Source organism: Pseudomonas sp. Sample_16 (assembly GCF_004307665.1).
Classification (GTDB): domain Bacteria; phylum Pseudomonadota; class Gammaproteobacteria; order Pseudomonadales; family Pseudomonadaceae; genus Aquipseudomonas.
Genome location: NZ_RCOB01000127.1, coordinates 1 through 8,170 on the forward strand (window position 1 = coordinate 1; position 8,170 = coordinate 8,170).

Here is an 8,170-nt window from a genome sequence, read left to right on the forward strand (position 1 = left end):
TATCCGAATTTGGATGGGATTTACAAAAATCTAGGCCGCGTATCATATCCAATTTCCATAAAACTGTACCAGCGCCGTGGCAAGATCGGCCTGCAAGGCTTGTTCCAGACACCATGACTCGGCGTGTTTTTCCAGCTCCGGCCAGTGTTTACGAGTGGATTGCCAGTGGTCGGTCATTTTTTCGCCGGCGTTCCACGCCCGCCAAAGACCGCTGATCGCCTCCCGCGCAGGTTCCGACAGCCCTTTCACATACAACGACAGAAAGGCTTCGAGCTTGTCCAGGTGGACATCTTCTTCCTGCTGATAGATATGCCAGAGCAGAGGCCGACCCGCCCATTGCGCGCGGACGAAGGAATCTTCACCACGCACGGCGTTGAAATCACAACTCCACAGCAACAGGTCATATTGATCCTGGCGGACAAACGGCAGCACTTGCACGGTCACGGCCTCACGCACGTGCAACGCGCCGGCCTGCAAATCATTCACGCCCAGCCAGCGTTCGACATCGCCGAGGATCCGCCCTTCCGGCACAAGCAGATGAGTGGCCGTCGAATCACTGGCCAGCGCATCCAGCCAACTGGCCAGCCCGGCATTTTCATAGGCGAACAACGACATCAGCTGCGCACCGGCTGCACACTCGACACCCAAGCCCTGCAGAAAGGTGCGCCGAGCCTCGGGATCCTGCTGAAACCGCCGACGTCGTTCGAGCAATCCGTTTTCACGCAACAAGCCGCCGGTGCCTTTCTGGAATCCCGGAAAGAAGAAGAATTTCTGTACGTGCTTGTACTTCACCGAAGGCAAGCCGTGACAGCCGACCACCCAATCCTCGGCACTCAGGTAATCGAGGTTCATCCACAACGGTGTTTTTTGGCGCTCGGCCATCGCTTCCATATAGGCAGCGGGCAACTGGCAGGCGAATGCGGCTATCACCACATCCGCCGCTTCTGTCGGCAGCCACTCGGCGGGCCACTGCCGCACCTCGACACCTTGCTGCCACTGCTGCGCAACATGGATATCGATCTCGGGGCACATGCGCTCAAAGGCACGCAGGTCGTCGACCCATAAACGCACCGCCAGCGAATGCTCGGCCACCAGCTGCCGAGCCAGGCGCCAGGTCACACCGATGTCGCCGTAGTTATCGACCACGGTGCAAAAAATATCCCAGCGGGGTTTCATTTCAAGCATTCCAGGTTCCCGTTGGCAAAAGCCGCGATTGTCCGCATAAATTACCCTGCGCAGAAGAGCCGACGACGATTAATCTTCGTGCGACAATCGGAACTCGCCCGCGCCCCACCGCCAGGAGGCAGTCATGCCCTACCGTACCAATCCGCGCCGCTCGTTGCCGATCCAGCTCAATGCCGTGCAATTGACCGGCAGTATTGCCCTCGGTCTGTGGCTGGGCTTTCTCGCCATCGCGCTGACCTGCTGGCTCGCCTCGCGCCTGTTTTTCAGCGAGCAACTGGCCCCGGTGGCCCAAGCGGTGCAGCAACTGGCCAACCCGCCGATGGTGCAACAGGTTCCGGATATCCCGCCACAGAGTCCGCTGTTCGAGCAGTATGAACAGAACCTGCGCAAGGACGAACAGGCGCAACGACTCGATCAGGCGCGCAGCAGCAACCGCAATCTGTCGAACGCCAAATGTCAGTTCTGGCTGCAACAGGACCAGACGGCACCCAGCGAAAAAAGCCGCGCCAATGTCCTGCAGTTCTGCGATTGATCATGAACAAACAAACTGTCCACCAACTGATTCTCGACAAGCTGCGAGTCGATCTCGACATCGCTGAACGGGCCGCACAGACCGCTTACGAAACCGCGACCCATGAAGAAAACATCGCCGAGAACAAATACGACACGTTGGGGCTCGAGGCGTCATATCTGGCAGCCGGGCAGGCCAGGCGTGTGGAGGAAATTCGCCAGTCACTGGCGTTGTGTCAAAACCTGGTGCTGCGTGCGTATGACGAGCGACGCGGCATTGAAGTCGGCGCCCTGCTGGGTCTGGAAGACGAAAAAGGTCGAGAGCAATGGCTGTTTCTGGCGCCTGATGCGGCGGGTCTGAAGGTCGATCTGGTGGGGCAGTTGATTACTGTCATCACCCCGCGCTCACCGCTGGGCAAAAGCCTGCTGGGCAAGTTCGAAGGTGATGAAGTGGAGATTCTGGTGGCGGGCACTCGGCAACAGTTCGCTGTTACCGAGGTCGTATAAACAGGCTTAGTGAACCGGCAGTTCGACGCCGTCGAACAGTTCTTCCAGTTCTTGCTTGTTGTGGCACTGGATCGCTTTGGCCATGACTTCGCGGGTCAGGTGCGGGGCGAACTTCTCGATGAAGTCGCACATGAAACCACGCAGGAAGGTGCCGCGACGAAAGCCGATCTTGGTGATGCTGGATTCGAACAATTCGCTGGCATCGAGCACCACCAGGTCGCTGTCGAGTTTGGTGTCGACGGCCATTTTCGCCACGATACCCACACCCAGGCCCAGGCGAACGTAGGTCTTGATCACGTCGGCGTCGGCAGCGGTGAACACCACTTTCGGCGTCAGGCCGCGATGGCTGAAGGCTTCGTCGAGCTTCGAACGGCCAGTGAAACCGAACACGTAAGTCACGATCGGGTATTCAGCGAGGGCTTCGAGGGTCAGCTTCGACAGCTTGGTCAGTGGGTGGCCCTGAGGCACGACCACGCAGCGGTTCCAGCGGTAGCACGGCATCATGACCAAATCACCGAACAGCTCGAGCGCTTCGGTGGCGATGGCGAAATCCACGGTGCCATCAGCGGCCATTTCGGCGATCTGCATCGGCGAACCCTGGTGCATGTGCAGGGCAACGTCCGGGTACTGCTTGATGAAATTACTGATCACCGGCGGCAACGCATAACGCGCCTGGGTGTGGGTGGTGGCGATCGACAGGGTGCCTTTTTTCTCGTTGGAGAATTCCTGGGCGATCTGCTTGATGCTTTCAACCTTGCGCAGGATTTCGCCAGCGGTGGTGATGATTCGCTCACCGGCCGGGGTGACGCGGGTCAGGTGCTTGCCACTGCGGGCGAACACTTCGACGCCCAATTCGTCTTCCAGCAGGCGGATCTGTTTGCTGATGCCCGGTTGCGAGGTGTAAAGGCTTTGGGCTGTAGCGGAAACGTTGAGGTCGTGGTGCGCCACTTCCCAGATGTAGCGCAGTTGTTGAAGCTTCATATGAATCCCTCAAAGCAGTTGGACGCCACGGGCATCAGCGACGGTATATAACTATATTAATGGTTTGAAGAATAAATCTAGAACTTTTTTATCAAAGCCCTGCTATTCGCAGCCTAGCGATCCCCTTGGCGACGGCGTTGCACCAGCGGCACCAGATAAACCGGCACCTTGGCCAACTGCAACACCCGCGCCGCGGTGCGGCCCAATGGCGTTTCCGCACCAGCCCCGTGGCTGTGACTACCTACGATCAGCAAATCCACAGAGAGTTTCTGCGCCTGGTCGAGAATCACCTGCGACGGATCGCCCTGCAGCACCCGTACTGCCTGGATTCTTTTCAGGTCCAACTCACCCTCGCCGCCCAACTCCTCACGAAAGCTGTCCAGCACCCGCTGCTCGATACTCGCAATGACCGTGTTCAAGCCCTGGCTGTGAAACTCGTTCAACGCCTGCTCGTCGAGGTAGCTCTGGAGCACCGATTCGGCAAACAGGCCCATGGGTTCCACCGCGTGCACTACGTACAAGTCGGCATCGAATGTCCGAGCCAATTCCAGGGCGTGTTGCATCACCACGGGGGCGTACAGGCCGAGGTCAGTGGCATACAGCATCGAACGGATCATATGACCTCCTCGAATGCCAACATGGCGGAGATTGATTCAGCTTAGCAGCGCCTTGGCGAGTACGACGTCCGGTGTAACGCGTTGAACGGCAGGCTTAAATCTTTTGTTCGTTGCTTATGCCATGTGGCACATGACCGGTGGCGACGACTTCACGGGCCAGCTCGCAGTGACCGGCCTGATCATCGAAAAACACATCCGCGGCAAAGGCTTCGAGGAATGCCGACTTGGTCAGGCCACCGAGGAACAGCGACTCGTCCAGACGAATATCCCATTCGCGCAATGTGCGAATCACCCGTTCATGGGCCGGCGCCGAACGTGCGGTCACCAGCGCCGTGCGGATGGGGCATTCGCCATCCGGGAACTCGCGCTGCAACAAATTGAGAGCGGCGAGGAAGCCCTTGAACGGCCCGCCGCGCAAAGGCTGGCGCGCCGCTTCGCGTTCGCTGGCTTGAAATGCCTCCAGACCACCGGCCTGGTAAACGCGCTCCGACTCATCGGAAAACAGCACCGCATCGCCGTCAAACGCGATGCGCAGTTCGTCGCTGGCCGCGCGGCTGGCACCGCCGGACAAAATGGTTGCCGCGGCGAAACCCGCGTCCAGCGCACTGCGCACGTCTTCGGCGTGAGTCGAAAGAAACAGATCGCAGCCAAACGCCTTGAGGTATGGATAAGGACTGCGCCCGCCAACGAATGCCGCGCGGGAGATCGCCAGCCCGTAGTGATGAATCGAATTGAATACCCGCAGACCGGTATCGGCGCTGTTGCGCGACACCAGGACCACCTCGACCCGCGCACGTCCAAGGCTGGCGTTGAGATTCAGGAGTTTTTGCACCAAGGGAAACGCGTCACCGGGCTCGAGGATTTCGTCTTCGTGTTCGATCTGATATTGCCGGTAAGCCTCGACGCCGCTCGACAGGTAGACCTTGTGGCTGTCACTCAGGTCGAACAATGCGCGCGAAGAAATCGCCAGCACCAGTTTGTCGTCAATTACGTTTGGCATCCCCTTCCCCCATTGCCTTGATCAACTCAAGCATTACGTCGATCGATAAAACTCAAGCTGCGATACAACGCCTCGATTCGTGGCAGTTCACATCCCGCCGCTTTGGCCGCGGCCAGTGGCCGGGCATAGATAGCCTGTAGCTCCAGCGGTCGCTTGTGCAGAAAATCGTGATACATGCTCGGCCAGTAGTCAGGCATTCTCTCGGTCATCAGGAACAGGTGCTCGGCATAACCCGCCGGCACCTCGTGACCACAGGCGATTGCGCCCTGCACCACCTCGGCCATCAGCGCCTTGATCATTTCCCGGCTGTCGGCATCGGCCATCAAGAGTGTGGTGCTGGCCCCGAGCAACACCGACAGACCGTTGTAAGGGATATTCCAGACCAGTTTTTGCCAACGTGCCTGATGCAGGTTCGCCATGGCCTGAGAGTCGATGCCCGCGGCCTGGAACAAGCCGACACCTTCTTCGACGATCGCAATCCGCGCCGATTCATCGGCGGGGCCGCTGTGGTAGCCGACATGCACGGCACCGAGCGCCTGATGGGTAATGACGCCCGGCCCTTCCCGATGAACGCATATATAGCAAAGCCCGCCCAGCAGATGCAGCGAGCCGGGAAGCAGTTCGCGCAGGCTGTCTTCGACATCCAGGCCATTCTGCAACAACAGGACCTTTGCATTCGGTGCGGCGGCTTGCAGGATCGCCGGTGCCAGATCCGCGTTGCTGGTGGTCTTGGCGCCGACCAGCAACCAGTCGCACGGTGGCATGTCTTCTGCGCTCGAATAGGCCTTGACCGGATTCAATGTCAGCGCACCCTGGGCTGCATGGTTCACTAGCAACCCGCGTTCGGCCACCACGGAAAACTCGCTGCGCAGCAGAAAATGCACATCGAAACCGGCTCGCGCCAGCATCACCCCGTAGAAACCACCGATTGCACCGGTTCCGATCATACCGATGGTCGGTTTCGCAACTGTCCCTATCATGGCAACTCCTCTGCTGTTCGACTCAGCGCCTGACGTATCGCCCGATTGAGTTCGGTGCCGGTCAGGCGCGAATGCAATGCCCCGAAGAATTCACCGTCGCGTACCACGAACAGCGCCGGCAAATGAAAAACCTGATATCGCTCGACCACCCCGCCATTGTTCCCGGCATCGATCCAGCACAGGCGATCGACTGCCAGATCGAGTGACGGCAATTGCTCGCGGGCGAAACGGCAACTGGAACAGCCGACACTGGTGAAAATCACCAGCGACACACCGTTCATCGTCAGCAGCCGTTGGTCGGCGTCGAAATCGGTCAGTTCCGATTCGACCACTATACTGGGAGAAACAATGTCAGATGGCCGACACATGGAGTCCGTGTTCATGGGACGATTCATTCCTCATCCTGACGATGTACCCGTGGAATTAACGTTGCTCAAACCCGAGTGTATTTCGCGACGACAGCTGCACACTATCAGCCTCGGGGGCATGGCATGCAATTATCACCGCGCGTGGCGCCACGGCACGGCGCTCGAAGTGCGCATGCCGACGCTCAATCCCGACCTGCGTTTTCCGGGCTATGTAGCCTGGTGCCTGCGACGAAAACACGGCTATCTGGTTGGCATTGCCTTCGTCGACGAACAGACGCTGTTCAGTGCCCGAATGGGTGAGCAGGTGTGCCAGATCGAGCGTTATTGCCGCCAGCACGATCCCCACAATGACCTGCAGGAAGTTCAGGCACTGGCGCTCGAGTGGGTCCAGGAACACGCCGACGAGTTCTCTCACGAAACGGTTCGCAAGGCATTTGCACAGCCTGTACTGGATTAAAGCGCTGCCAGCCCATTGTCTAGCCACGGTGTAACGCGCTAAGGTTCGGCTCCCCGACGCGCTTAATTTGCTGTGCTCCGCCGCGCGGGTTCGCTGGCGGCCGGCACCCGTGACCTGACGAGTAAACGATGGCTGATTTACCGATCAACGACCTAAACGTCGCCTCCAACGAGACACTGATCACCCCCGATCAGCTCAAGCGCGATATTCCCCTGAGCGACGCTGCGTTGCGCACCGTGACCAAGGGCCGCGAAGTCATTCGCAATATTCTCGATGGCACCGACCATCGCCTGTTCGTCGTCATCGGGCCTTGCTCGATCCACGACATCAAGGCAGCCCACGAATACGCCGAGCGCCTGAAGGTTCTCGCCGCAGAAGTGTCCGATACCCTGTATCTGGTCATGCGTGTGTATTTCGAGAAGCCACGCACCACCGTCGGCTGGAAAGGCTTGATCAACGACCCGTACCTGGACGACTCGTTCAAGATCCAGGACGGGCTGCACATCGGTCGTCAACTGCTGCTGGACCTGGCCGAAATGGGCCTGCCAACCGCCACCGAAGCCCTCGATCCGATCTCCCCGCAATATCTGCAGGACCTGATCAGCTGGTCGGCCATCGGCGCGCGCACCACCGAATCGCAGACTCACCGTGAAATGGCCTCCGGCCTGTCCTCGGCTGTCGGCTTCAAGAACGGCACCGATGGCGGCCTGACCGTGGCGATCAACGCCCTGCAATCGGTTTCCAGCCCGCACCGCTTCCTGGGGATCAACCAGGAAGGTGGCGTGTCGATCGTGACCACCAAGGGCAACGCCTACGGTCACGTCGTGCTGCGCGGCGGCAACGGCAAGCCTAACTACGACTCGGTCAGCGTCGCCCTGTGCGAGCAAGCGCTGAACAAAGCGAAGATCAAGCCGAACATCATGGTCGATTGCAGCCACGCCAACTCCAACAAGGACCCGGCCCTGCAACCGCTGGTGATGGAGAACGTCGCCAACCAGATCCTCGAAGGCAACCAGTCGATCATCGGCCTGATGGTCGAAAGCCACCTGAACTGGGGTTGCCAGGCTATCCCGAAAGACCTCGCCGACCTGCAATACGGTGTGTCGATCACCGATGCCTGCATCGACTGGACAGCGACCGAAAACACCTTGCGCAGCATGCATGCCAAGCTCAAGGACGTGCTGCCGAAACGCAAGCGCACCTGATCGCCATTTGCGGCAGACAAAAAAACGCCGGGCTGAACCCGGCGTTTTTTTATGCATTCGTTTTGTTGAAGGTCACTGGCTCAGCTTGGCCGCATGCCGCTGGTGACGCTCCATGTAGCGCTCGACGTAGGAACACGACGGGATAACCGTGTAGCCCATCTCTTCGGCGTACTGCAACGCCTGCTCGGTCAGTGCCGCTGCAATACCCCGACCACGCAGTGCGTTAGGCACGAACGTGCGATAGATATCCAGGGTCTGTTTCCCCAGATCCATATAAGTCAGGTAGGCACGATGACCGTCCACATTGGTCTCGAACTGATGACCAGCCTGGTCATGGTGGATGGACAACGCCTCGCTCAT

The 8,170-nt window shown here is 59.0% G+C and carries 11 protein-coding genes; 4 read left to right on the top strand and 7 right to left on the bottom strand.

Translation table 11 applies throughout. The annotated features are described in order from the left end of the window. Positions 1-42: 42 nt before the first annotated feature. Complete coding sequence (gene earP / locus D8U69_RS17440) at positions 43-1,185, bottom strand: elongation factor P maturation arginine rhamnosyltransferase EarP (RefSeq protein ID WP_130907802.1); 1,143 nt, start codon at positions 1,183-1,185, stop codon at positions 43-45. A gap of 124 nt (positions 1,186-1,309) precedes the next feature. Here earP and D8U69_RS17445 point away from each other — a divergent pair, with 124 nt between their 5' ends. Both D8U69_RS17445 and D8U69_RS17450 read left to right on the top strand, forming a co-directional pair. Beyond that, positions 1,310-1,717, top strand: a complete 408-nt coding sequence (locus tag D8U69_RS17445; RefSeq protein ID WP_130907803.1) for a hypothetical protein — start codon at positions 1,310-1,312, stop codon at positions 1,715-1,717. A gap of 2 nt (positions 1,718-1,719) precedes the next feature. Then, positions 1,720-2,202, top strand: coding sequence for a GreA/GreB family elongation factor (locus D8U69_RS17450; protein ID WP_056856401.1), 483 nt, complete (start codon positions 1,720-1,722; stop codon positions 2,200-2,202). A 6-nt stretch (positions 2,203-2,208) separates the two neighbouring features. On the opposite strand, the gene cysB is transcribed toward D8U69_RS17450, so the two are convergent. From cysB to D8U69_RS17475, 5 genes are all read right to left on the bottom strand, one after another. Then, complete coding sequence (cysB, locus tag D8U69_RS17455; RefSeq protein ID WP_007899921.1) at positions 2,209-3,183, bottom strand: HTH-type transcriptional regulator CysB; 975 nt, start codon at positions 3,181-3,183, stop codon at positions 2,209-2,211. 113 nt (positions 3,184-3,296) lie between these two features. Continuing rightward, complete coding sequence (locus D8U69_RS17460; protein WP_056856402.1) at positions 3,297-3,800, bottom strand: universal stress protein; 504 nt, start codon at positions 3,798-3,800, stop codon at positions 3,297-3,299. Between the two features lie 94 nt (positions 3,801-3,894). Continuing rightward, positions 3,895-4,800, bottom strand: coding sequence for a 5'-nucleotidase (locus D8U69_RS17465; protein WP_056856403.1), 906 nt, complete (start codon positions 4,798-4,800; stop codon positions 3,895-3,897). 26 nt (positions 4,801-4,826) lie between these two features. After that, positions 4,827-5,780, bottom strand: coding sequence for a putative 2-dehydropantoate 2-reductase (locus tag D8U69_RS17470; protein WP_130907804.1), 954 nt, complete (start codon positions 5,778-5,780; stop codon positions 4,827-4,829). Further along, a complete protein-coding gene (locus D8U69_RS17475) occupies positions 5,777-6,163 on the bottom strand; it encodes a thioredoxin family protein (protein WP_056856405.1) in 387 nt (128 codons plus the stop codon). Before D8U69_RS17475 ends, D8U69_RS17470 begins: the two co-directional genes overlap by 4 nt. Between D8U69_RS17475 and D8U69_RS17480 the strand changes: the two genes are divergently transcribed. Both D8U69_RS17480 and D8U69_RS17485 read left to right on the top strand, forming a co-directional pair. Beyond that, positions 6,162-6,605: a PilZ domain-containing protein gene (locus D8U69_RS17480; RefSeq protein WP_056856406.1), complete on the top strand. Its 444-nt coding sequence runs from the start codon at positions 6,162-6,164 to the stop codon at positions 6,603-6,605. The genes D8U69_RS17475 and D8U69_RS17480 overlap by 2 nt on opposite strands. A gap of 128 nt (positions 6,606-6,733) precedes the next feature. Beyond that, the gene (locus D8U69_RS17485; protein WP_056856407.1) at positions 6,734-7,810 is read left to right on the top strand and encodes a 3-deoxy-7-phosphoheptulonate synthase; all 1,077 of its coding nucleotides are present in this window, start codon (positions 6,734-6,736) and stop codon (positions 7,808-7,810) included. A gap of 72 nt (positions 7,811-7,882) precedes the next feature. Here the strand turns inward: D8U69_RS17485 and D8U69_RS17490 are convergent. Then, on the bottom strand, positions 7,883-8,170 hold a 288-nt coding region (locus D8U69_RS17490; RefSeq protein ID WP_020800382.1), incomplete at its 5' end, for a GNAT family N-acetyltransferase.

What these genes read in the sequence shown, in the direction of transcription:
- D8U69_RS17450 (WP_056856401.1), top strand. Translation starts at nt 1,720, where the DNA reads ATGAACAAACAAACTGTCCACCAACTGATTCTCGACAAGCTGCGAGTC.
- earP (WP_130907802.1), bottom strand. Translation starts at nt 1,185, where the DNA reads ATGCTTGAAATGAAACCCCGCTGGGATATTTTTTGCACCGTGGTCGAT.
- D8U69_RS17465 (WP_056856403.1), bottom strand. Translation starts at nt 4,800, where the DNA reads ATGCCAAACGTAATTGACGACAAACTGGTGCTGGCGATTTCTTCGCGC.
- D8U69_RS17470 (WP_130907804.1), bottom strand. Translation starts at nt 5,780, where the DNA reads ATGATAGGGACAGTTGCGAAACCGACCATCGGTATGATCGGAACCGGT.
- D8U69_RS17460 (WP_056856402.1), bottom strand. Translation starts at nt 3,800, where the DNA reads ATGATCCGTTCGATGCTGTATGCCACTGACCTCGGCCTGTACGCCCCC.
- D8U69_RS17480 (WP_056856406.1), top strand. Translation starts at nt 6,162, where the DNA reads ATGGGACGATTCATTCCTCATCCTGACGATGTACCCGTGGAATTAACG.
- D8U69_RS17445 (WP_130907803.1), top strand. Translation starts at nt 1,310, where the DNA reads ATGCCCTACCGTACCAATCCGCGCCGCTCGTTGCCGATCCAGCTCAAT.
- cysB (WP_007899921.1), bottom strand. Translation starts at nt 3,183, where the DNA reads ATGAAGCTTCAACAACTGCGCTACATCTGGGAAGTGGCGCACCACGAC.
- D8U69_RS17485 (WP_056856407.1), top strand. Translation starts at nt 6,734, where the DNA reads ATGGCTGATTTACCGATCAACGACCTAAACGTCGCCTCCAACGAGACA.
- D8U69_RS17475 (WP_056856405.1), bottom strand. Translation starts at nt 6,163, where the DNA reads ATGAACACGGACTCCATGTGTCGGCCATCTGACATTGTTTCTCCCAGT.